The sequence below is a fragment of the Pseudomonas sp. P2S-1 genome (assembly GCF_057197725.1).
On record NZ_CM170068.1, the window covers coordinates 1,835,290 to 1,857,591 of the forward strand.

Annotated in this window: 18 protein-coding genes; 12 read left to right on the plus strand and 6 right to left on the minus strand. The window is 66.6% G+C overall.

Going from position 1 to position 22,302, the window contains the following annotated elements; all coding sequences use genetic code 11:
- Positions 1–88: 88 nt before the first annotated feature.
- On the minus strand, positions 89–1,099 hold the full coding sequence (locus AC2CQI_RS08105; protein WP_484579822.1) for an Ldh family oxidoreductase: 1,011 nt from the start codon (positions 1,097–1,099) through the stop codon (positions 89–91).
- A gap of 114 nt (positions 1,100–1,213) precedes the next feature.
- Here AC2CQI_RS08105 and AC2CQI_RS08110 point away from each other — a divergent pair, with 114 nt between their 5' ends.
- A complete protein-coding gene (locus tag AC2CQI_RS08110; RefSeq protein WP_484579823.1) occupies positions 1,214–2,455 on the plus strand; it encodes an NAD(P)/FAD-dependent oxidoreductase in 1,242 nt (413 codons plus the stop codon).
- Between the two features lie 125 nt (positions 2,456–2,580).
- On the opposite strand, the gene AC2CQI_RS08115 is transcribed toward AC2CQI_RS08110, so the two are convergent.
- Both AC2CQI_RS08115 and AC2CQI_RS08120 read right to left on the minus strand, forming a co-directional pair.
- On the minus strand, positions 2,581–3,129 hold the full coding sequence (locus tag AC2CQI_RS08115) for a DUF4174 domain-containing protein (protein ID WP_484579824.1): 549 nt from the start codon (positions 3,127–3,129) through the stop codon (positions 2,581–2,583).
- A 191-nt stretch (positions 3,130–3,320) separates the two neighbouring features.
- Entirely contained in the window at positions 3,321–4,217 is an 897-nt protein-coding gene (locus tag AC2CQI_RS08120; RefSeq protein WP_484579825.1) for a LysR family transcriptional regulator, read from the minus strand.
- Between the two features lie 109 nt (positions 4,218–4,326).
- Here AC2CQI_RS08120 and AC2CQI_RS08125 point away from each other — a divergent pair, with 109 nt between their 5' ends.
- A complete protein-coding gene (locus AC2CQI_RS08125; protein WP_484579826.1) occupies positions 4,327–5,748 on the plus strand; it encodes a coniferyl aldehyde dehydrogenase in 1,422 nt (473 codons plus the stop codon).
- Positions 5,749–5,780: 32 nt separating this feature from the next.
- Positions 5,781–6,458, plus strand: a complete 678-nt coding sequence (locus AC2CQI_RS08130) for a type 1 glutamine amidotransferase domain-containing protein (protein ID WP_484579827.1) — start codon at positions 5,781–5,783, stop codon at positions 6,456–6,458.
- A gap of 2 nt (positions 6,459–6,460) precedes the next feature.
- Here AC2CQI_RS08130 and AC2CQI_RS08135 read toward each other — a convergent pair whose 3' ends face one another.
- From AC2CQI_RS08135 to AC2CQI_RS08145, 3 genes are all read right to left on the minus strand, one after another.
- Positions 6,461–7,228 (minus strand): carboxymuconolactone decarboxylase family protein, encoded by a 768-nt coding sequence (locus AC2CQI_RS08135; RefSeq protein ID WP_484579828.1) that lies wholly within the window; start codon positions 7,226–7,228, stop codon positions 6,461–6,463.
- Positions 7,206–7,679: a (R)-mandelonitrile lyase gene (locus AC2CQI_RS08140; protein ID WP_484579829.1), complete on the minus strand. Its 474-nt coding sequence runs from the start codon at positions 7,677–7,679 to the stop codon at positions 7,206–7,208. The genes AC2CQI_RS08135 and AC2CQI_RS08140 overlap by 23 nt, the downstream gene beginning before the upstream one ends.
- Before the next feature lie 207 nt (positions 7,680–7,886).
- Entirely contained in the window at positions 7,887–10,247 is a 2,361-nt protein-coding gene (locus tag AC2CQI_RS08145; RefSeq protein ID WP_484579830.1) for a DNA polymerase II, read from the minus strand.
- Positions 10,248–10,545: 298 nt separating this feature from the next.
- Here AC2CQI_RS08145 and AC2CQI_RS08150 point away from each other — a divergent pair, with 298 nt between their 5' ends.
- The 9 genes from AC2CQI_RS08150 (at position 10,546) to AC2CQI_RS08190 (ending at position 21,945) form a co-directional block, all read left to right on the plus strand.
- Complete coding sequence (locus AC2CQI_RS08150; protein ID WP_484579831.1) at positions 10,546–11,235, plus strand: SEL1-like repeat protein; 690 nt, start codon at positions 10,546–10,548, stop codon at positions 11,233–11,235.
- 80 nt (positions 11,236–11,315) lie between these two features.
- The gene (locus tag AC2CQI_RS08155; protein ID WP_484579832.1) at positions 11,316–12,008 is read left to right on the plus strand and encodes an AzlC family ABC transporter permease; all 693 of its coding nucleotides are present in this window, start codon (positions 11,316–11,318) and stop codon (positions 12,006–12,008) included.
- Complete coding sequence (locus AC2CQI_RS08160; protein WP_484580598.1) at positions 12,005–12,331, plus strand: AzlD domain-containing protein; 327 nt, start codon at positions 12,005–12,007, stop codon at positions 12,329–12,331. The genes AC2CQI_RS08155 and AC2CQI_RS08160 overlap by 4 nt, the downstream gene beginning before the upstream one ends.
- On the plus strand, positions 12,328–13,182 hold the full coding sequence (locus tag AC2CQI_RS08165; protein WP_484579833.1) for a helix-turn-helix transcriptional regulator: 855 nt from the start codon (positions 12,328–12,330) through the stop codon (positions 13,180–13,182). Before AC2CQI_RS08160 ends, AC2CQI_RS08165 begins: the two co-directional genes overlap by 4 nt.
- Positions 13,183–13,295: 113 nt before the next feature.
- Positions 13,296–14,921 carry a methyl-accepting chemotaxis protein gene (locus AC2CQI_RS08170; RefSeq protein ID WP_484579834.1) on the plus strand — a complete coding sequence of 542 codons (1,626 nt, stop codon included), beginning with the start codon at positions 13,296–13,298 and terminating at the stop codon, positions 14,919–14,921.
- A gap of 59 nt (positions 14,922–14,980) precedes the next feature.
- Positions 14,981–15,679 carry a GNAT family N-acetyltransferase gene (locus tag AC2CQI_RS08175; RefSeq protein WP_075801711.1) on the plus strand — a complete coding sequence of 233 codons (699 nt, stop codon included), beginning with the start codon at positions 14,981–14,983 and terminating at the stop codon, positions 15,677–15,679.
- Positions 15,680–15,902: 223 nt separating this feature from the next.
- Positions 15,903–16,505 (plus strand): cell wall hydrolase, encoded by a 603-nt coding sequence (locus AC2CQI_RS08180; RefSeq protein WP_075801710.1) that lies wholly within the window; start codon positions 15,903–15,905, stop codon positions 16,503–16,505.
- A 165-nt stretch (positions 16,506–16,670) separates the two neighbouring features.
- A complete protein-coding gene (locus AC2CQI_RS08185) occupies positions 16,671–17,522 on the plus strand; it encodes a CAP domain-containing protein (protein WP_075801709.1) in 852 nt (283 codons plus the stop codon).
- A 109-nt stretch (positions 17,523–17,631) separates the two neighbouring features.
- Complete coding sequence (locus AC2CQI_RS08190; protein ID WP_484579835.1) at positions 17,632–21,945, plus strand: SpvB/TcaC N-terminal domain-containing protein; 4,314 nt, start codon at positions 17,632–17,634, stop codon at positions 21,943–21,945.
- The last annotated feature ends 357 nt before the right edge of the window (positions 21,946–22,302 follow it).

The window sequence follows — 22,302 nt, forward strand, 5'->3', positions numbered from 1 at the left end:
CACCCCCTGTGGGAGCTGGCTTGCCAGCGATTGCGATGGTGAATTCACTACAGCAATCGCTGGCAAGCCAGCTCCCACAGGGTCAGTGTCAGGCCAGGGAGTGCAGTTGTGTCCACTCCTCCCACGTCAGGCTAACCCCGTCCCGCGCCGACTTGTCCCTTTCCCTGAACCGCCGTTCCCCCGGCATCCGCGTCACCCCCACCGCCTCCATCTGCCCCACCAGTTCCCGCGCCCGCTCGGCGAAACGCTCGCCCTGGGCCAGGCGCGGATCGATGACGATGATCAGTTGCCCGGTCCACGGCGTCTTCGCCCCGGGATGCTGCGACCAGTCGAACTCGAAGGAGAAGTTCCCGCCGGTCAGCGCCGCCGCCAGCAGCTCGACCATCATCGACAGCGCCGAGCCCTTGTGCCCGCCGAACGGCAGCAACGCCCCGCCATCGAGAATCGCCGCCGGATCGCGCGTTGCCCTGCCCTCGCGATCCACGCCAACGCCCTCGGGCAGCAACTCGCCCTTGCGCGCGGCAATCTGCACATCGCCATGGGCCATGGCGCTGGTGGCCATATCGAAGACAATCGGCGCCCCGCCCGCACAGGGCGCGGCAAAGGCGATCGGATTGGTCCCGAACAGCGGCCGTCGTGCGCCCTCAGGCACCACGCAGGTCATGCTGTTGACCACACTCAGGGCCACCAGGCCCTCGTCGGCGAAGGGCTCGACATCCGGCCACAAGGCCGCGAAATGATGGGAATTGTGAATCGCCAGCACGGCGATCCCGGCACTGCGCGCCTTGCTCACCAGCAACTCGCGGGCCGCCGCCAGAGCCGGCTGGGCGAAACCGCCGCCGGCATCGACGCTGACATAACCGCTGGCCACATCGCGGACCACCGGCTCGGCCCGGCCATCGACCCAGCCGCTGCCCAGGGTCGAGAGATAACCGGGGATACGGAACACGCCATGGCTATGGGCACCATCGCGCTGGGCACTGGCGCAGTTGGTGGCGAGCGCGGCGGCCACCGTGTCGCTGCAACCATTGCGAATGAAGATACGCTGCAACAGGTTCACCAGGTCAGCGAACGGAATCTGTCGGGCAGGTGCGGACATCTGAAGCTCCCTTGCTTGGATTTGGAGTGGGAACAGCCACCTGTGGACTTTCTCCGGATGACCGCTATCTGTCAAAGTCTGTAACAACCCTGATCACACTGGAGGTGTCCCCGCATGCACTGCCAAACCCTCGTTCTCGGTGCCGGAATCGTCGGCGTCAGTACCGCGCTGCAGTTGCAAGCGCGCGGCCGTCAAGTGGTGCTGATCGACCGCGACGAGCCCGGCAGCGGTACCAGCCATGGCAATGCCGGGCTGATCCAGTGTTCCAGCGTGACGCCCTACGCCTTTCCCCGCGACCTGAAGACACTGGCGCGCTACAGCCTGAACCGCCAGTCCGCCATGCGTTTCGACTGGCGCTACCTGCCGAAGCTGGCGCCCTGGCTGTTGCGCTACTGGCAGCACTCCGCGCCGGCACCGCTGGCCGACGCGACCCGGGCCATCCAGCCGCTGATGCAGCGCTGCGTCAGCGAACATGATCCGTTGATCGATGCGGCCGGTGCCCAGGCGCTGATCAGGGCCGAGGGCTGGGTCGAGCTGTACCGGGACGAAACCGCCTTCGCGGCCGCCAAGGCCGACGCGGCAAGCCTGGGCCCCTACGGCCTGGCCTTCGACCTGCTCGACCGCCAGCAACTGCATGCCCGGGAACCCAGCCTGAGCCAGGCCGCAATCGGCGCCATTCACTGGCTCGATCCCAAGACGGTGAGCAACCCCGGGGCATTGGTCCGCGCTTACGCACGCCTGTTCGTGCAGCGTGGCGGGCAGTTCATCCATGGCGATGCGCGCAGCCTGCGGCAGGTCGAAGGTGGCTGGCAGGTCAGCAGCCAGCGCGGGCCGATCGATGCCAAGGACGTAGTGATTACACTGGGCCCTCAGGCCAGCGAGGTCCTCAAGCCACTGGGCTACGCCATTCCGCTGGAAAACAAGCGCGGTTATCACATGCATTACCAGGTGCGTCCGGGCATGCCGCTCAGGCATTCGATCTGTGATGTCGAGGCGGGATTCGTACTGGCACCGATGGACCAGGGCATCCGCCTGACCACGGGGGTGGAGTTCGCGGCCAGCGACGATCCGGGCAATGAAATCCAGTTGCAGCGCTGCGAGGTGATCGCGCGCAGCCTGTTCCCCCTGGGCGAACGGGTCGACCGGCAGCCGTGGCTCGGCCGTCGCCCGTGCCTGCCGGACATGCGCCCGGTGATCGGCCCGGCGCCGCGGCATCAAGGGCTGTGGTTCAACTTCGGGCATGCCCACCATGGCCTGACCCTGGGGCCGGTCACGGCAAGGCTGGTGGCGGAGATGATGTGTGGGGAGGTGCCGTTGACTGACCCTGCGCCGTATAGCGCGGCGCGTTTCGGTTAAGTCGTTTAGAAGCCAGACACAAAACCCTGTGGGAGCTGGCTTGCCAGCGATGAGGCCGGCACTGGCAAAGATGTTGTCAGGCCTGGCCCTATCGCTGGCAAGCCAGCTCCCACAGGGTCCGCGTTTCAGTCATCCAGCGGTTTGGGCGGTGCCTTGGGTTTTGCCGGCTTCGCCGGCTTGGCATCCGCCTTGCCCGCCTTGGCATCAGCGGCCACTGGTGCCACCTCCGCCTCCGGCTTGCTGATCGCCTTCTCCTCCGCCGGCAGCGCATCCACCGCCGCGAAGATCTTGTTCATATCCAGCGACCCGTCGTTTTCCAGCACATGCTTGCTGCCGTCCTTGCCCACCAGGGTCACCTGGGTGCCGTTCTGCGCGCCGCGGCTGACCTGGCGGATCAGCGCCATGGTGGTCTGCTGCTCGAGGTTCTTGTCATCCCGCTTGCCGATCATCCCGGCCACGCTGTAGAGCACCAGGCCGCGCTCCTTGAAGCCCGCCTGGGTCGCCGGGTCCTTGAGCGACTCGTTGAGACTTCGCAGCAGCGGGTCGGCGCTGGTCGGTGCGATCACCACCAGCGGACGGGCCCGGCCCGCATCCAGATCCAGAGGGCTGTCATCTGCGAACAGCGGACCGGCAACGGCCAGCAGCGCGGCAAGGGTCAGGGACCGGACGAGCATGTGTTTCTCCTTTTTCAATCCTCGTAACAATGACTACAGACCTCCAGGAAAGATCCGAAGGTCGGAGCCTAAACGACTGCACAGGGCGACTGCCCGGGACAAAGGTAACTTTCGGTTTCAGAAAGGTAATTTTTCGCGATCGCACCGCGGAAATTTCCTACTTGTTAGTCAGGAGGATAGTCGATGACAGCTCAACTGCGCGGGTTGTTGCGCAACTGCCAGAGCAAGATCTGCCGGGCGTGGGCGACCCGGGGCTGGCGCAGCGCAGCCGGGGTCCAGAGCAGGTGGTAATCACGCCGGGTGCGGCCGACCGGGCCGGGAATCTCCGCCAGCTCACCGCGGGCGATGGCCGCCTCGCACAGATAGGCCGGCAACGCGCTCCAGCCGAAACCGTCGACCATCAGGGTGCGCAAGGTGCGCAGATCCTGCCCGGCCACGGCCGGAATCGACGCCGGCAGCTCGATGCCGTTGTGCGCCAGCCAGGTGTCCACCAGCGGCAGTTCCAGGCTGTAGGCCAACAGCGGCTCCCGGCCCAGCGCCTGTTGCAGGCTCCCGCCAGCCAGCAGGCGCTGCACCACGGCGGGCGCCGCCACCGCGACCACTTCGTCGCTGGACATCAGTTCGCCACGCAGTCGTGGATCGTCCGGGGCCTGAGCAGAGATGCCGAGATCGCATTCGCCTTCCACCAACGACCGGGTGATCAGCTCGTGGTTGCCGCTGCGCATGCGCAGGCGAATGCCGTCTTCAAGCAGCGGGCGCAACTGACGCGATACCACTTCGGCAAGAAAATCGGCATGGCCGATGATCTGCAAGGCCCCGGCCAGCTCCACCGAACGCGCCCGTGCCGAGGCCAGGGCCGACTCCGCCAGGTCCAGTTTGTCACCCAGGTCGGCGGCCAGCTCCCGGGCCGCCGAGGTCGGTTCCACGCCTCGCGCCTGACGGTCGAACAGGGCCCGGCCAATGGCCGCTTCGAGCCCGGCGATATGCTGGGAAACCGCCGGCTGGGTGAGGCTGAGGGTGCGTGCCGCGCCGCTGATGGAGCGCTGCCGGTAGACCTCGATAAAGGTCCGCAGACGGACAAGGGACATGGGCCATCCATAAATAATTTTATATGAGACGCAAAATACCCTGACTTCTGCACGCCTCACCAGTCCCCTAGCATGGCCGGCATCTTTTCGAGATAGCCAGTGGAGCATCATGATGATCGACAACCAGGCCCTCCAGGACCTCGACGCTATCCTGCGCGGCATGAAGCGCGCCCACCTCGCCGCCGGTCCGGCCAGCGCTGCACGGCGCCGCGACCGCCTGACCCGCGCCGCCCGCCTGATCCGCGACAACCACGGGGCGATCGCCACGGCCATCGCGGCCGACTTCGGCGCCCGCAGCCGCTACCAGACTCTGGTGGCCGACCTCGCGACCACGGTGAAGATGCTCGAACATTCGGCCGAACACCTGGAAAGCTGGATGCAGCCTGAGCCGGTGGAAAGTCCCGGCCCCGGCATGAGTGCCTGGATCGAACAGCAGCCACTGGGCGTGGTTGGCGTCATCAGTCCGTGGAACTTCCCGATCAACCTGGCCTTCGGGCCGCTGGCCGGGGTCTTCGCTGCGGGCAACAGTGCGATGCTCAAGCCGTCGGAACTGACCCCGGCCACCTCGCAACTGCTGGCCGAGCTGGTTCCCGCGTACTTCGAACCCTCCGAGCTCTGCGTGGTGCTCGGCGATGCCAGCGTCGGCGCCGCGTTCAGCGCCCTGCCCTTCGATCATCTGGTGTTCACCGGCAGCACGGCGGTCGGTCGCCATGTGATGCGGGCTGCGGCCGAGAACCTGGTGCCGGTCACCCTGGAGCTGGGCGGCAAGTCGCCCGTGGTGGTCGCCGAAGGCTTCGATATCGCCACGGCGGTGCAACGCACCCTGACCATCAAGTCCTTCAATGCCGGGCAGATCTGCCTGTCGCCGGATTACCTGCTGATCGCCGAACAGGACCAACAGGCGTTTGTCGCGGCCAGCCGAGCGTTCATCGCCAGCACCTTCCCGACCCTGCAGAACAATCCGGACTACACCGCGATCATCAACCCACGGCACTTCGAGCGCCTGCTCGGCCTGCTCGACGACGCCCGGCGCAAGGGCGCCACGGTGATCAGCCTGGCCCCGCAAGGGGAACCGGACTTCGACGCCCGCACTCGAAAGATTGCCCCGCACCTGGTGTTGGGTGCCAGCGACGAGATGCAGATCATGCAGGAAGAGATCTTTGGTCCCCTGTTGCCGGTCAGATCCTGTGCCGGCTTCGACGCGGCCCTGGAGTACATCAACGCCCATCCGCGCCCGCTGGCGGCTTATCTGTTCAGCGACGACCCGGCGCAGCAACAGGCCTTCGCCCGTCACACCACCTCGGGAGCACTGGTGATCAACGATGTGATGACCCACGCCTCGATCGACGCCCTGCCCTTCGGCGGCGTGGGTGCGTCGGGCATGGGCGCCTACCACGGTGTACATGGTTTCCGTCGTTTCACCCATGCCAAGGCGGTGGTCCGGCAGAGTGAGGATGGCGCCTCGAACCTGCGCCTGCGTGCGCCCTATGACACGAAACTGCAAGCGATCCAGGCTTTTCTCGAAGCCTGAACACCCGAATCCCGATTGAAAGGACACACCCGATGAAAGTACTGATGGTTCTGACTTCCCACGACCAACTGGGCGACACCGGACACAAAACCGGCTTCTGGCTGGAAGAGTTCGCCGCGCCTTACTACGTGTTCAAGGATGCCGGTGCCGAAGTCGTGCTGGCCTCCCCGGCCGGTGGCCAGCCGCCGCTGGACCCGAAAAGCGAGCTGCCGGACTTCCAGACCGAACTGACCCAGCGCTTCAAGGCCGACCCCGAGGCCCAGCGCGCACTGGCCTCGACGGTGAAACTGGACAGCATCGAGGCCAGTGATTTCGACACCATCTTCTACCCGGGCGGCCACGGCCCGCTGTGGGACCTGGCCGAATCGCCACGCTCCATCGCCCTGATCGAAGCCTTCGAGCGAGCCGGCAAGCCGATCGGTTTCGTCTGCCATGCCCCGGGGGTGCTGCGTCATGTCAAGGCCGCCGACGGCAGTCCGCTGGTGGCCGGGCGCCGGGTCACCGGGTTCACCAATGGCGAAGAAGCTGATGTGCAGCTCACCGACGTGGTGCCGTTCCTGATCGAGGACGAGTTCCAGCGCCTGGGCGGGCTGTACGAGAAAACCGGCAACTGGCAGCCGTTCGTGGTGGTCGATGGGCGGCTGGTCACCGGGCAGAATCCGGCCAGTTCCGAAGACGCCGCCAAGGCGTTGCTGAAGCTGACCCGCTGAGGTTATGGCTTCAACTGTCGGGCCAGCGCCTCGCTGGCCCGGCGTGCCATGTGCGGATCGACCTCGGCCAGCACCCGGCCGAGATGTTCAAGCTGTTCGGCGCTGATGCCGACGTTCAGGCTGATGCGCATATGGGCTTGTAACTGCGGCTCGACGCCCGTCAGGGCGGACAGCATGCTCACCGTTGCCAGCTCGCGGCTCTGCCAGTCGAGGTTGTCGCGCTCGAAGATATCGCCGAACAGGTGGCTGCGCAGGTACTGGTTGGCCAACGGTGCGAACTCGAACAACGGGCCGGCCACCGGGGCCCCGGACAACCGGGTCTGGTTGGCGGTACCGGCGGCGAGCAGTTCATCCCCGACCGGAATCGCTCGCTGCGGTTCACGTCCTGGCACATCCTCGATACCGCGCTGCTTGCGCTCTTCCACCACCGCCATCAGCACGCCGAGGGCATTGAGGCTGCGCGGGAACCCGGCGTAGGCATACAGCTGGACCAGGATTTCCCGGGTATCGCTGATGCTCAGGCCGGCATCCAGGCCCTTGCCCAGGGCAGCCTTGAGCGGCTCCATCTGCCCTGCTGCCGCCAGCGCCGCGATGGGCACCATGGCTTGCTGGCGGGCATCGAGGGTGGTGGAAAGGCTGATGCTGCTATCGGCGGATCGGTTCACCTGGGTGATCTCCTGTGAAGTGCTGGCTTCGGCGGCGGCGGCCAGACAGAGGGTAGCGCTCAACACGCCGGCGCGCAGGCGTTCAACGGGCGAGGTATTGCTCATCGCTGACCTTCTCCATCCAGTTCACATTCTTGCCGTCCAGGCTGGGAGTAACCGCCAGATGGGTCATGGCGGTGTTGGGCGCGGCGCCGTGCCAGTGCTTGATGCCGGGCGGGCACCAGATCACATCGCCGGGGCGGATCACCTGCACCGGCTGGCCCCATTCCTGGACCAGGCCGACGCCTGCGGTGACCAGCAGGCGCTGTCCGGCCGGATGGGTGTGCCAGGCTGAGCGGGCACCGGGCTCGAAGGTGACCAGGCCACCGGAGGCACTGAGGTTGTCATCGGCGGGCCAGACCGGGTCGATGCGGACCCGGCCGGTGAAGAACTGCTCGGAGCCGGCGATGGACGCCTGTTCTCCGGCACGGGTGATGCGTTGCTCGCCGGCCTCTGCCACCGGCAGTTGCAGGGCGGCGAGGCAGAGCAGGCAAACGCTCGGGTTGGTAAGACTCATGGGCGGTTTCCGTTCGATGGCTGATCGAACCGATTCAGCCACAGCATCGGCGAGGGCATAACCCGCCGGGGCTTGATGCCGCCATGAACCAGATTCATCAATAGACCTTGTGGTGCTGCTGATGGCCTCATCGCTGGCAAGCCAGCTCCCACAGGGTCGCGGTGCATGCGATCCCTGAGGGAGCTGGCTTGCCAGCGATAGGGCCCTTTAGAACAACCCCATCTGCCGATCGATCAACCCATCGAAATCATCCCCGACAAAGGGCAATATCGCATCCGCCACCGGCTGCAACTGCCGGTCCAGGTAATGCTGGTAATCGATCGGACTGCGCCGGTTCTCCAGCGGCTCCGGCCCGCTGGTGGTGATCACGTAGCTGATCCAGCCACCGCGCTGGTACTGCCGCGGCCGGCCCCGGCTGTCGTTGTATTCGTCCGCCAGACGCGCGGCGCGGACATGCGGCGGGACGTTGCGCTGGTAGTCACTCAATGGCCTACGCAGGCGCTTGCGGTAGATCAGCAGTTCATCCAGCTCCCCTGCCAGGGTGCGCTGCACGTAATCACGGACGAACTCCCGGTATGGCTGGCGCTGGAAGATCCGCTGGTATAGCGCCTGCTGGAACTCCCGGGCCAGCGGCGACCAGTCGGTGCGCACGCTTTCCAGGCCCTTGTAGACCATCTCCTCGCTGCCATCGGCGCGCCGCACCAGCCCGGCATAGCGCTTCTTGCTGCCCTCCTCGGCGCCGCGGATGGTGGGCATGAGGAAGCGCGTGTAATGGGTCTCGTACTGCAATTCCAGGGCGCTTTCCAGCCCGTACTCTTCGCGCAGGTGCTCGCGCCACCACTGGTTGACACCCGCCACCAGCGCCTTGCCGATGCGGTCGGCATCCTCCGGCGCATGGGCGCTCTTGAGCCAGACGAAGGTGGAGTCGGTATCGCCATAGATCACCGCGTAGCCCTGGGCCTCGATCAGTTGGCGGGTGCGCTGCATGATTTCGTGCCCACGCAGGGTGATGGACGAGGCCAGGCGGGGATCGAAGAAGCGGCAACCACTTGAGCCGAGCACACCGTAGAAGGCATTCATGATGATCTTCAGGGCCTGGGACAGCGGCGCGTTGCCGTCGCGCTTGGCCGCTTCGCGGTTCTGCCAGACCCGCTCGACGATGGCCGGCAGGCAGTGCCGGGTCCGCGAGAAACGCGCCTGGCGGAAACCCGGCACCGAGTGCTGGTCATCCGGTTCGCGCAGGCCCTCGATCAGGCCCACCGGGTCGATCAGGAAGGAACGGATGATCGACGGATACAGGCTCTTGTAGTCCAGCACCAGCACCGACTCATAGAGCCCGGGCCGGGAGTCCATGACGAAACCGCCGGGGCTGGCCTCGCCTTCGCGCCCGCCAAGGTTCGGCGCCACGAAGCCAAGGCGGTGCATCAGCGGGATATACAAATGGCAGAAGGCCGCCACCGAACCGCCGCTGCGATCCGCCGGCAACCCGGTAACCGTCGCCCGCTCCAGCAGGAAGTCCAGCAGGCGGGTCTTGCGGAAGATCCGCGTGACCAGTTCGCAGTCCTTGAGGTTGTAGCGTGCCAGGGCCGGACGGTCCTCGGCGAACATGCGGTTGATCTCGTCCATGCGCTGGTACGGTGTGTCGATGGCCTTGCCTTCGCCGAGCAGGGTCTGGGCGACGTTTTCCAGGCTGAAGGACGGGAAGCTCCAGGTCGCCGAACGCAGCGCCTCGATGCCGTCGATGATCAACCGGCCGGCCGCCGCGGCGAAGAAGTGTGTACGGCTGCCGTGCTCGCGCCACTCCATGGGCTGGGCATCGCGGCCCAGCAATAACGGCACGCACAGTTGCTTGCTGTGCTCATGCAGGACGCGCAGGTCGAACTGCACCAGGTTCCAGCCGATGATCGCATCCGGATCATGGCGGGCCAGCCAGGTGTTGAGGCTATGCAGAAGGTCGGCGCGCGAATCGCACCAGGCGAGGTCGAAATCCACAGCGCCGGGCTCGCCGTTGGCCGGGCCTAGCATGTACACCTGGCGCTGGCCGCAGCCTTCCAGGGCGATGGAATACAGTTCGCCGCGCTCGCTGGTCTCGATATCCAGGGACACCAGTTTCAGCGGCGGGCGGTAGTCATTGGCCGGTTTCAACTGGGCGTCGAGGTACACGCCGTCGGCATCCACCTGCCCGCTGAAGGCCACCGGGGCGGTGATGAAGCGCTCCATCAGGTAGCGCTCGGGCGGCCGGATATCGCCTTCGAGCACCTCGATGCCGGCGGCGCGCAGGCGTTTGTCCAACTGGATCAACTGGCGTTGCTGCCGGCAGTACAGGCCGAGGACGGGCTGGTGCTCGAAGTCCTGCAGGGCCAGGGGGCGCAGCTCGACATCCCGCTCGCCGCGCAGCAGCTCGCGCACGCGGGCCTCGTACTGCGCGGGGATGAAGGCCACCGAAGTCTGCAATGGCAGGCGCAGCAGGCGCGGGCCCGCATCAGTGGCCAGCCAGAACTCCACCTGGGTGCCCTGGGGCGTGTCCCGCCAATGGCGGGTCAGGACAAAGCCCTGTTGTGGCTGCACCACAGTTTCCTCTGCTGGCAAAAATCCAATGGCCGCTGCAAAACCCTGTGGGAGCTGGCTTGCCAGCGATGAGGCCGGCCATGGCAAAGATGTTGTCAGGTCCGGCCCAATCGCTGGCAAGCCAGCTCCCACAGGTTTTTGCGCAAGCCGCGAAGGGGACGGATTCTACCTGCACGGCACCTTGTCGACGACGGGTTTCGGCGCGCCCCTCATCCCGTTAGAATGTCCGGCCAGGAGTTTCTTCCCTCACTATGGACAGTGCCCGAGACCATGAATGCCGCCCAGCAGGACCAACCCCGTGCGATGTGACCGCTCCCTGCTCTCCCTGTTGTGGCTGCTGCCGCTGACGGCACTGGCCGGCGATCCGCTCATCGATCCCCATGCCGACCTGCTCTACCGCCAGGCGCTGCCCCTGCTGGAGAAGGCCGACGCGCAAAGCAACGCCCTGCCGCTGGATGCCCTGCCCACCGACGGCGAGCTGATCCGCAAGGTCCAGGCCCTCGACCAGACCCTGCAACCCGCCGTCGCCCTGCTGCAACGCGCCGCGCTGTTGCAGCATCCGGTGGCCGAGTACCGCCTGGCGCTGCACTACATCACCCACCTGCCCTCCGCACAGATCGCCGCCGAAGCCTGTCCGCTGCTGCGTTCGAGCATCGCCCAGGGCTTCGCCCCGGCCGCGCTGGAAGTGGTCAACTGGTGTCCGGACCTGCTGGAAGACCGTACCTACCGCCAGGACCTGGAGCAGGTCGCGGCGCGCAGTTCGTTCTACGCCGGCTACTATCCGCAACCTGCCGTGCGCCTGCTGTGCCTGCGCGAACGCCCGCAGGGCCTGGCCCTGCAATGGGGGCGCCAGCGCGACTTCCAGGCCGAGGTCTACCGCCTGCTCGCCGGCCTGGATGCCAACCAGCGCGTCAGCTATGTGCAAAAGGCCATGGACCTCAACGGCTGCCAGGCGGCACGCCGTCAACTGGTCAGCCAGCACCCCTGAGGTAACTGGGCAAGATTGTTCAAGGCGCCCGCGCGGCGCTCTGGCATCCTGCATGGCCGTCCCTCACCACGCTGTCGCCCATGTCCCCATCCCTTGCCCGCACCGCCTATATCAAGGGCTCCATCGCCTGCCTGCCACTGTCCGTGGCGGTCGCGCCCTGGGGCCTGCTGGCCGGCTCCATGGCCATTGAAGCCAACCTTACCCCGCTGGAAAGCCAGGGCCTGTCGGCGATCGTCTTCGCCGGCGCGGCGCAACTGGTGGCCATCGGCATGCTCAAGGGTGGCGCCAACCTGTTCTCGATCCTGCTGACCACCCTGCTGCTGACCTCCCAGCACCTGCTCTACGGCCTGTCGATGCGCCCGGTACTGTCGGAGTTGCCGACCCGCTGGCGCCTGGCCCTGGGCTTTCTGCTGACCGACGAGTTCTTCGCCCTGGTCAGCCAGCACGACCGCCAGCAGTTCAACCGCTGGTACGCCTTCGGCGTCGGTTTCACCTTCTACCTGGCGTGGAACCTGTTCACCCTGGCCGGGATCATCCTTGGCCAGAGCATCCCGCACCTGGACCAACTGGGCCTGGACTTCTCCATCGCTGCCACCTTCGTCGCCCTGATCGCGCCGACCGTGCGCAACCTGCCGACCGTGGTCTGCGTGGCGGTGGCGCTGTTCTGCTCGGTGCTGTTCAGCTACTGGCACTGGGAGACCGCACTGGTCGCCGCCGGGCTGCTGGGCATGGCCGCCGGCTTCATTTGCCAGAAATTCTCCGGAGCACGCTGATGGTCTTCGTCCTGATCTTCGCCATGGGCCTGCTGGTCTTCCTCAACCGCTACGCCTTCCTCGAGCCCCGCCTGCCGCTGCGCCTGAGCTCCAATGCCCGGCAGTTCCTCGGCTTTGCCGTGCCGGGGATGCTCACCGCGATCTGCGGGCCGATCGTGTTCCTGCCCGAACACCAGCTCAACCTGGATCCGGCCAACCCCTACCTGCTGGGTTCGCTGCTGGCGGTGGTGCTGGTACTCTGGACGCGCAATACCCTGCTCAGCATGCTGCTGAGCATGGGCTTCTTCTTCGTCTATCGCTGGTGGCTGAACGGTTCGCCATGACACAGGCTCCACGGGAACAGACCCACTTCTGGCAGGCGCCGGCGCTGGACAACCTCGAGTTGCTCCAGGCCCGCTATTTCCAGCAACGCTTCGCGCCTCATGTGCACGAGGGCTACTCCATCGTCGCCATCGAGACCGGCGCGCAGTGCTTCTGGCACCGCGGCGCCGACCATGTGGCGCCGGTGGGCAGCGTGGTGCTGATCAACCCGGAAGAACTGCACACCGGCTCCCGCGCCCACGAAAACGGCTGGAGCTATCGCGGCTGCTACCCGGACGTGGCGCATATGACCGGCGTGCTGGACGAGCTGGAACTCAGCGCCGGCGGCACCCCGGGCTTCAGCAGTAGCGTGTTGCAGGACCCGCTGGTGTTCCGTGCCCTGCTCGGCCTGCACCGCTGCGCGCAACAGGGCGCCAGCGCCCTGGAGCAGCAGTCGGCATGGCGCGAGGCGGCCTTGTTGCTGATGCAACGCCACGCTAAGGTCCGCGATCCGCGCGCCCCGGGCAACGAGCCGCTGGCCGTGGCCCGGGCCCGCGAGCTGCTGGATGCGCGCCTCGACTGCCCGCCCTCGCTGGAAGAACTGGCCGCTGCCGTACACCTCTCGCCCTTCTACTTCGCCCGGGTGTTCCGCCAGGCCACCGGCCTGCCGCCCCATGCCTGGCTCAAGCAGCGCCGCCTGGCCCGGGCGCGGACCCTGCTGCGCCACGGCTACCTGCCGTTCAATGTCGCCATGGACCTGGGCTTCTCCGACCAGGCCCACCTCAACCGCCAGTTCAAGCAGGCCTTCGGCGTCACCCCCGGCGAATACCGCCGCGCCTGTGCCGACAGCGCGCCGAGCATCTCCGTTCGATAATCGAACACAACCCGGTCTCCACCCCTCAAGCGGTCATCTTCGTCCTCCGATAGCAATGGCAACCCGCCCCACACGACAAGTGGCGGGACCGACAATCGAGGAGCCCTGCCCGCATGTTCGCCGACCTGAAAATCCGCACCGGTATGTTCTGGGTGCTGTCCCTGTTCAGCCTGACCCTGCTGTTCTCCACCGTCAGCGCCTGGCGCGCCGCCGTGGGCAGCGACGCGCAGATCGCCGAGCTGGACCGTACCGCGCACCAGTCCGATCGCCTGAACAACGCCCTGCTGATGGCGATCCGTTCCAGCGCCAACGTGTCCTCGGGCTTTATCGAACAGCAAGGCGGCCATATGGACAGTGCCAAGGGCCGCCTGACCCGCTCCGAAGAGCTGATCAACGCCAGCCTGGCGCTGACCGCCGAGTTCGTCGCCGCCGTCGATGATCCGGCAATCAAGGGCACCGCCGATGAGCTGCAACGCACCTTCCAGACCTATTCCGTGGCCATCGCCGGGCAGCGCCAGGCGACCCTGGAAAACTCCCTGGACCGTTATTTCGCGGTCAACGTCGATGCCGGCAATGCCATGGGCCGCCTGCAGGCCTTGCGCCAGGAGCTGGTAAAGGAGCTGAGCGCGCGCAGCCAGCAGATCATGGCCGAGTCGGCCAACCGCCTGCGCACCGCGCAACTGCTGAGCCTGGCCTTGCTGGTGACCACGGTGCTGCTGGCGGTGCTGTGCTGGGGCTTTATCCAGCAGCGCGTGCTGCGCCCGCTGGCCGAAGCCGGGCGGCATTTCCAGCGCATTGCCGGCGGCGACCTGAGCGAGCCGGTCAAAGTGCCGGGCAGCAACGAGATCGGCCAGCTGTTCGCCGAACTGCAACGCATGCAGTACAGCCAGCGCGACACCCTGGGCCAGATCGGCGCCTGCGCCGGGCAACTGGCCGCCTCCGCCAAGGCCCTGAATACGGTCACCGAACAGAGCGCGGAAAGTCTGCGCCGCCAGGATGAAGAGCTGGAACAGGCGGCCACCGCCGTCACCGAGATGACCACCGCCGTGGAAGAAGTGGCGCGCAATGCCGTGTCCACCTCCCAGGCCGCCAATGACTCCAACCGCCTGGCCGAGCAAAGCCGCCAGCAGGTCAGCGACACCCTCGACGGCACCCAGGCCATGGCCGGCGAAGTGCAGGCCGGCAGCGAGCGTTTGCAACTGCTGGCCGGGGAGATCCGCGATATCGGCAAGGTGCTGGAAGTCATCCGTGCGGTTTCCGAGCAGACCAACCTGCTGGCCCTCAACGCTGCCATCGAAGCGGCCCGGGCCGGTGAAGCCGGGCGTGGTTTTGCGGTGGTCGCCGACGAGGTGCGTACCCTGGCCTACCGCACCCAGCAGTCGACCCAGGAAATCGAGCAGATGATCGGCAGCGTGCAGCACGGTACCGAGGTGGCGGTCAGCTCCATGCACGCCAGTGCCGAGCGGGCGCGTTCGGCGCTGGACACCACCCAGGCCTCGGAGCAGGTGCTGCAAGGCATCTATGCCGCCATCGGGCAGATCAACGAACGCAACCTGGTGATCGCCAGTGCCGCCGAGGAGCAGGCCCAGGTGGCGCGGGAGGTGGACCGCAACCTGCTGAATATCCGCGAACTGTCGGCGCGTTCGGCCGAGGGCGCGCAGCAGACCAGCGCGGCGAGCCAGACCCTGTCGGGGCTGGCGAGCGAGCTGACGGCGCTGGTGGGGCGATTCAGGGTCTGAGTTCCGCGCGGGCTCCTGTAGACTGGCGGCCCTGTCCCGTTTCCGGAGCCTTGCCCGCGATGCCCGTTGTCACCTTGCACCAGACCGCCCCTGCCGAACCGCTGCACAGCCAGCTGATGCAACTGGTGGTCGACAACTTCAGCGACCTCAGCGCCACCGGCCTGCAGCCGAGCAATCCGCTGTACAACCTGTACCAATACGCGCTGGGCTTCGAGGTGCACCTTTATCTGCAAGCGCTGGGTGGCACGCGCTTGCCGGTGGAGCTGGTGCTGGCGTGCGACGAGGAGCAACTGGCCGGGTTCGTGTTGTACCTGCCGATCGAGGGCGAGCCCGGGGCCTGCGCCGTGGCCTATATGGCGGTGCGCCAGGACCTACGTCGCCGCGGGATCGCCCGGGCGATGCTCGACGAGGTGCGCCAGCGTCATCCGCGTATCGAACTGGCCTGTGGCAAGGGCAAGGTGCCGTGTTTCGAAGCCCTCGGCTTCGAGGTGGTCGGAGCCCGGGGGCCGCAGGTGCTGATGGCCACCGATGCGCCGGCCGGGGATGCGGAGCTGGCGGTGCTGGATGTGGCGCCGATCTTCCGCACGGTGGAGATCCAGCAGATCCACAGCTACCTGCTCAAGCAGCATGGGCGCAAGGCGATGGTCGAGGCGGAGAAGAAGCGTGATCGGCAACTGGATGAATTGAGCCGGCATGCGGCGGCGTTTGCCTGGGAGCGTACTGCGAACTGGCAGTTGCGAGCTATACGACTGATCTGAATACGCCGCGTACCCTGTGGGAGCTGGCTTGCCAGCGATTTGGCCAGATCGAACAACATCTTTGCCTGTGCCGACCTCATCGCTGGCAAGCCAGCTCCCACAGGGATCAGCAGTGCGCTTCACAACCGCAAACAACCGAACCGCTACCGTCCGGCGGCAACCCCGGAATCATTGAACTTCCCCCGCAGTCAATACATCAGGTACTCAACCTGAGACTCCGGCCATGCACGCTCCGTGGACCACCCTCTGCCTCACCGCCCTGCTCAGCCTCACCGCCCAGGCCGCCGACCCGGTCGCCAACAAGGCCGAGGAAAAAGCCGAAGCCCTGGAACACGCCGTCGCGGTCCAGGCCAAGCCCGCTCCCGGCACCACCCTTACCCCGACAGAAGCCAAGGCCGTTGACCCCAACGGCGAGGCCGCCCTCGACGACACTCTGACCTGCCTGTCACGCACCATCTACTGGGAAGCCAAGGGCGCCAGCGCCGCCGACATGCAGGCAGTGGCCAACGTGGTGCTCAATCGTCTCGGCCATGACGGCTTCCCCGATACCGTCTGCGGCGTGGTCAAGCAGGGATCGGAACGCCATGCCTGCCAGTTCTCCTGGTGGTGCGATGGCCGTGCCGACCAGATCAAGGAAGACGAGCCCTTCCTCCAGGCCAAGGAAATTGCGCGCAAGACCCTCAACCGCCAGCTCCCCGACAACAGCCATGGCGCCCTCTATTTCCACGACCGCAAAGCCGCTCCCGCATGGCGAAAAACCTTCGTGAAAACCGCGCAAACCAGTCGATTTGTCTTCTATAAACCGCAAAATGGCGCTGCGCGCTGATCCGTCGCAGGGAACCCAAACGGCCTGATGCCGGACAAAGACGACAGGCAGTAGCCATTCTGGCTACCATGCACCCGCTTGTTCTGCATTTTTACCCCAATCCATCGGGGCTCCGGTCGGGCCATCAGCGCGGACCCGCCGGTTTCATGTACCAGGGAGATTTCAATGCGCGTCCGTTCCTCCATGCTTTGCTTCGTCTTGCTCTGCCTCGGCCCCCTGCTCGCCAGCCAGGTCCAGGCGTCGGAAGAGACGCAACTGATCGACTCGATCAACGCTTACCGCAACCAGTCCCAGGCCTGCGCCAACCAGGCGTCCCTGGAGCTGCCACCGCTGGCCAGCGACCCGCGCCTGGTGCTGTCGGCCACCAGCATGGGCGACCTGCAACAACAACTGGCCCGGGTCGCCTACCCAATGGTCAATGTCCAGGCCATCAGCCTGTCCGGCCCGCGGGATGCCGGGGCGGCGATGAAAGCCATCCGCGAGAGCTTCTGCCAGGTGGTGCTGGACCCGCAGTTCGTCGATATCGGCGTCAGCCGCGAAGACCGTGAATGGCGTATCGTGGTCGCCCGCCCGCTGCTCAGCGCGCGCCTGGGCGACTGGCAAAGCGAAGGGCGCAATCTGCTCGATGCGATCAACAGCGCCCGCGCCCAGCCGCGCCAATGCGGTACCCAGGCCATGAGCGCGACCACCCCGCTGGGCTGGAACGACACCCTGGCCGGGGCGGCCCAGAGCCACAGCCGGGCCATGGCCAACCAGAATTTCTTCGACCATATCGACCGTGAAGGCCGCACCCCGGGTGACCGGGCGGAGCTCGCCGGCTACAGCGGCCAGCGCATCGCCGAGAACATCGCCGCCGGCCTCGACAGCCCGCGCAAGGTGGTCGATGGCTGGCTGGCCAGCCCGGGGCATTGTGCGAACCTGATGAACCCGCAGTTGCGGGAGATGGGCGGGGCCTATGCCACCGACCCGAAGAGCGATGCGGGAATCTACTGGACGGCGTTGTTCGGGACGCCATGAACGGCTGCCAAGGTGCGCGGCACGGTCGTCCACCTAGCATTTTTGTCAGTTAACGAAATCCCCCAACCAAGGCACTCTTGCTCCATGGACAGTCCATGGAGCATAGGTCATGCAGGATCAGACACCCGCTGTCGCCCTTCCCGCGCTGCCCAAGGGCGGCGGCGCCATCCAGAGCATCGGCAGCGGCTGGGGCGGTGTCGGCACCACGGGGGCGGCCTCCTTCGACATTCCCTTGCCCGTGTCCCCTGGTCGCGGCTATGCCCCGCCACTGGCCTTGAACTACCGCAGCACGGTCAGCAACGGCCTGTTCGGCATGGGCTGGAGCCTGTCCATCGGCTGCGTCGCCCGGCGCACCAGCAAGGGCGTGCCGCGCTACACCGATGACGACGTGATCCTTGGCCCGGACGGGGTGGTCTGGCTGCCTGAACGCGATGCGAGCGGCAACCTGCTGTTCACCGAGGTCGATGACTACCGCAGCCTGGCCCTGGACCGCCGCTACCAGGTGATCCGCCACTTCCCGCGCATCGAAGGCGCCTTCGAGCGCATCGAGCACTGGCGCGCCGATGCCGACGACCCGGGCTTCTGGCTGATCCACGGCGGCGACGGCAGCCTGCATTTCTACGGCCGCAACCCCTCCTCGCGCAGCACCGACCCGGACGACTCGCGGCGGGTCGGCGAATGGCTGCTGGAAGAGAGCATGAATGCCCATGGCGAGCACATCCTCTACCAGTACAAGGGCGAAGACCTGGCCGGACTCGACCCGGAGCATCCCCGCGACTTCCGCGCCCAGCGCTACCTGAGCCGGGTCTGCTACGGCAATGTAAGCGCCCACCCCTGGCTGTACCTGTGGCAGCCGGACACCCTCGACGCCGTGCACTGGCATTTCGAGGTGCTGTTCGACTACGGCGAGCGCAGCGCCGAGGCCGCGGACAAGCCCGGCTACGCCGAGGCCGGGCCCTGGAGCGTGCGCAGCGACTCGCACAGCACCTTCGCCTACGGTTTCGAGCTGGGCAACCTGCGCCTGTGCCGGCAGGTCCTGATGTTCCACCGCTTCGAGGCCGAACTGGGGCCTCAACCGGTGCTGGTGCAGCGCCTGCTGCTGGAGTACCAGGCCAGCGAGCTGTCCTACAACCTGCTGGTCGGTGCCCATAGCCAGGCCTGGTCTGCCAGCGGCCAGTTCAGCAGCCTGCCGCCGCTGACCTTCGCCTATGCGCCGTTCTATCCGCAGGCGCCCTGCACCTTCAGCGAATTCCCGGCCATGCCCGGGCTCAACGATGACCTCGGCTACCAGTTGGTCGACCTGTACGGCGAGGGCCTGCCCGGCGTGCTGCACAGCAGCGACAAGGGCTGGTACTACCGCGAGCCGCTGCGCGACGCCAGCGGCCGCGACGACGACGCCCGCAACGACCGGGTGACCTATGGCGACTGGTCGCTGCTGCCGCGCCTGCCCCTGGCCGACAGCAGCCGGCCGCTGCGCCAGGCGCTGCAGGACCTGACCGGCGACGGCCGCCTCGAATGGTGCATCAGCGCTCCCGGCCTGAACGGTTTCTTCACCCTCAACCCGGACCGTAGCTGGTCGACCTTCGTGCCGTTCGCCGCCGTCGCCCCGGAAGCCCTGCACCCGCTGGCGCAACTGGCCGACCTGAGCGGTGCCGGCCTGCTCGACCTGGCCCTGATTGGCCCGCGCAGCGTGCGCCTGTATGCCAACCGCCGTGAACAGGGGCATGCCGCGCCGGTGGACGTGCCCCATAGCCAGGACGACCGCCTGCCGGTCATCGGCGACGACCGCGCCGAGCTGGTGGCTTTCAGCGATATCCTCGGCAGTGGCCAGCAGCACCTGGTGCGCATCCGCCACAACGAGATCCGCTGCTGGCCGAACCTCGGCCACGGCCGCTTCGGCAAAGGCTTCCGCTTCGCCAGCCTGCCCTTCGAGCATGCCGCGTTCGATGCCGGACGGGTGCGCCTGGCCGACCTCGACGGTTCCGGCGCCAGCGATCTGCTCTACCTGGAAAGCGACGGCGTGCGCCTGTTCATGAACCGCAGCGGCTGCGGCCTGCAGGCGCCGGTGCTGCAACCCTGGCCGCAGGGCGTGCGCTACGACCGCCTGTGCCAGGTCAGCGCCGCCGACCTGCAGGGCCTGGGCTGTGCCAGCCTGGTCCTGACCGTGCCACATATGCAGCCACGCCACTGGCGCATGGACTTCACCGCGCACAAGCCCTACCTGCTCAACCGCACCGACAACAACATGGGCGCGGTCGGCAGCGTCGAATACCGCAGTTCCGGTCAGGAATGGCTGGACGAGAAAGCGGAACTGCGCCAGGCCGGGCAGCCTGCGGTCAGCCACCTGCCCATGACCCTGCACGTGGTCACCCGGCAGACCCAGCTCGACGAGATCACCGGCAACCTGCTGGTGCAGCGCATGCAGTACCGCCGCGGCCATTACGACCGCCATGAGCGGGAGCTGCGCGGTTTCGGCCTGCTCCTGCAAACCGACAGCGAAAGCGCCCGGGGTGACGAGGACACGCACTTCACCGCGCCGATCCTCAGCAAGACCTGGTTCCACACCGGCCAGTACCCGGCGCCGGCCCGGGATGATTTCTACCAGGACAGCGAGGCGGCCGAGCCTGGGCCGGACCTGCTCAGCCTGTTCGAGAACGCGGCCGAGCACATCGTCGCCAGCCCGGACGAGGCCCGCCTGCGTGCCATGGCCCATGCCCTCAGCGGTTCGCCGATCCGCAGCGAGCACTACGGCCTCGACGACAGTCCGCACGCGGCGGTGCCTTACGCGGTGGAGCAGCATCGCTACCTGTTGCGCGAACTGGCCCCCGCCGGCGCCCACCAGCCCTATGCGCGCATGCTGCCGCTGGTACTGGAAAGCATCAGCCTGAACTACGAGCGCCAGGCCGACGACCCACGCTGCCAGCACAGCATCAACCTGGCCCATGACGCCTACGCCCAGCCGACCCATGCCGTGGTCATCCATTGCGCACGCCGCCGCCATGTCAGTGACCCGCCCCCCTTCGACACCGAGCATGAACAGACCTGGTGGCGCGACGCCCATGACGACGCGCAGTACAACCATTACCTCAACGAAACCCGCAGCCAGGCCATCCACCTCAGCGACGCCCAGGGCTGGCGCCTCGGCCTGCCCTGGCGCCAGCGCAACAACGTGGTGATGCTGGCGCGCACGGCCTTGCCGCTGCGGCAGATCAGCTACGAGCACCTGGTCGGCCCGGAAAGCCCATTGGGCGAGGACGCCGAGCGGGTCTTCAGCGGGCAGACCGTGCAACGCTACCAGGCGCCCGACATGACCACCCGGGAAGACCTGCCCGATGGCCAGGCCAGCTTCGAGGCCCTGCCCGGTTACCTGGAGAGTGCCGAACTGAACGAACAGGCGATGCAGGCCTACGACCGGGTGATGAGCCGCGACGAATTGCGCGACAAGCTGGTCGAACTCAACTACGAGCGCATGCCGGCGTTCCTGCCGGAACAGCCGGAGCTGGAGCTCTGGGCCATCCGCCAGGGCTTCACCACCTACGCGCCGGCCAGCGCGTTCCACCGCACCCAGGCCTTCCGTGAAACCCGCAGCCACGGTGTCACCGAAGTGACCCACGACCCCTATCACTGCCAGGTCAGTTGCATCACCCTGCCCGATGGTTGCCGGACCCTGGCCGAATTCGACTATCACTGCCTGCAACCGCGGCACATCACCGACCCCAACGACAATATCCAGGAAGCTCTGTACGACGGCTTCGGCCGGCTCCTGGCGAGCAGCTTCCACGGCACCGAAAACGGTGAAGCGGCGGGTTTCGCGCCGTTGAGCGAATACCATCGCGACAGCGAGGACCTCGCCAGCGCCATCGACGACCCGCACGCCGCCCTGCAGAACGCCGCCAGCGCCTGCTACTACGACGCCTTCAGCTGGATGCAACCCGTGGAAACCCGCCAGCCGGTGCAGAGCGCCGTGCTGCTGGCCGACCGCTACCCGGGCGATCCCGAACTGCAGATCCGCATCAGCCTGAGCAGCAGCGACGGCTTCGGCCGCGCGTTGCAGAGCAAGCAGCGGGTCGAGCCGGGCCTGGCCTACGCCGTCGACGACAACGGCGAACTGCGCCTGGAAGACGGCAAGCCGGTGCTGGTGGAGGCGGCTGCGCGCTGGCGGGTCAGCGAGCGGGTCGAATACAACAACAAGGGCCTGCCGGTGCGGGTCTACCGGCCTTACTTCGCCGAGCGCTGGCGCTACATCAACGACGCCTCGTTCAAGCTGTTCGGCTACAACGACCAGCAGTTCTACGACCCGCTGGGCCGGGAAATCCGCGTGCTGACCGCCAAGGGCTACCTGCGTCGGCAACGCTACCTGCCGTGGTACAGCATCAGCGAGGACGAGAACGACACCTGGGAAGAAATGCAGGGCGAAGCATGAAACGCGCCGCAATGATTGTGGGAGTCCGCCCAGCCTTGCAGGCTGCGCTGTCACGCAGAGAACAGTTCTTGAGCGCGGCGCACACCCTGTGGGAGCGAGCTTGTCGGAGCGCCGAACCGTCGCGAAGGGCCGCAAAGCGGCCCCAAAGCCATCCACCTCAGTGTGTCAGGCCAGACGCGGACTCAGGTTTTGCGACGGCTTCGCCGCCGTTCGCGAGCAAGCTCGCTCCCACAAGCCGCCGCGATTGCAATAGTGAATCCACCATAGCAATCGCGGGTAAACCCGCTCCCACAAAGACCCTGCAAAATCAAAAAGTTATGTTTTGTTCTATGAGCTGGTTTGCCAGCGATGCGCCGC